This is a genomic window from Paenisporosarcina quisquiliarum (assembly GCF_043641925.1).
Taxonomy (GTDB): domain Bacteria; phylum Bacillota; class Bacilli; order Bacillales_A; family Planococcaceae; genus Paenisporosarcina; species Paenisporosarcina quisquiliarum_A.
This window is the reverse complement of record NZ_JBHZRU010000040.1, coordinates 1-1,359: the sequence shown is the minus strand read 5'-3', so window position 1 is coordinate 1,359 and position 1,359 is coordinate 1. Positions and strand designations below refer to the sequence as shown.

The following is a 1,359-nucleotide window of genomic DNA, read 5'->3' as shown; positions in this document are numbered from 1 at the left end:
ATAATTTATGCAAATCTTCCTACAAAAACAAAAGCAACAAGAGAGAATTTGCTTGAAGATGCTGTAAAGCAAGAAGCACCCAATCAAGATTTTATTAATAAGTATTATTTTGATGTTAATTTAGATGGATTTGAGGAATTATATACCTTTGGAGATTTTCCCTTTTACAATGATAAAGGACAAGTTTCACCTTTAGGTAAAACGGTATTAACGATATTAAAAACAGATGTGCGGCAATGGGTTAGTGAACCAAGGATCTATGTGAAAGACAATCTTGCTTATATACATGCAGTCAAGTTGGATGGATTAAATATCTTATATACGTTAAAACAAGAAAACGACCAGTGGAAAGTAATCAAAAGGGAAGAAAAAAAACTTCCTACTGTTGGTGGAAAAATTATACTTGAAAAGGCATTCTTAAGAGCAATTGGTAAAGAGATACTTGCAGCGACAAAAACGTATTATGGTGAGCAAAGGTTGTTTAATTCTCAAAGAATAACTGATATTACTTGGAATGAGAATGAAGATGAATACAATATAACAATCCAAATTGTTACTTATGAAGGACCTAGAATGCCTCCGTATGGTTTCGATACAATTACTTTACGAATACCAGGTTTTGAAGTAATAAGATATTAACATAAAGATGTTTCTGATATCAGTAATATACCTTTAAAAATTGAATAAATATTAACTTTCTTTCTTGAGCAAACGGGGGCTTTAGTTCAATAAGGAGTGAAGCTTTTTTTCTTATTGAACTAACGGAGCAGGTTAGTTCAAGAATAATGTCTTATCACAAGGAAATACTACTTAAAATTAGGTAGGTGATTAGATGAAAAAAATATCAGTTATATTTTCACTGTTGCTATTAAGTTTATCAACTTTGTTATATATAACTTGGGAAAAACCAACAAAAGCAAGCCCAAACGATACCCCCCCATCTCTTGAAGAAAGTTACGCCCAAGCAGGATATATATCTGTTGAAGAAGCAGTTAAGGAATTCGAAAACCACTTTAAACAAGATGTGAAATTGCCAAAAATCAAGCCTTCTATTCCTTTCACCCATCAATTCGGAAGATTTTATGAAGATAAGGAATATAACATCAATGATTTACTGGAAATCAAGTTTGTGAATAAAAAAGCAAAAGAAAATAATTATAAAATTGATATTCGCCCCTTGAAAAATAAAATAATTATTAAGGATAGAGGCAATCAGAAAGTCTATACACTTAAAAATGGACAGAAAGCCATTTATTTTGAAGATCAATTATTTAATTTTTTTGTTTTTGAAAATGGTAATTGGCAATATATGCTTGGAATCGATAAAAGAGTATCTTCGGTAACTCCTGATACATTAGT

General features: G+C 30.6%; 2 protein-coding genes. Both read left to right on the top strand.

Annotated elements, in window-relative coordinates; genetic code table 11:
• The gene (locus ACHUE4_RS16595) at positions 1-639 is read left to right on the top strand and encodes a DUF3888 domain-containing protein (RefSeq protein WP_394192074.1); all 639 of its coding nucleotides are present in this window, start codon (positions 1-3) and stop codon (positions 637-639) included.
• A gap of 193 nt (positions 640-832) precedes the next feature.
• Positions 833-1,359, top strand: a 527-nt coding sequence (locus ACHUE4_RS16590; RefSeq protein ID WP_394192072.1) for a carbon monoxide dehydrogenase, incomplete at its 3' end; no start/stop codon positions are given.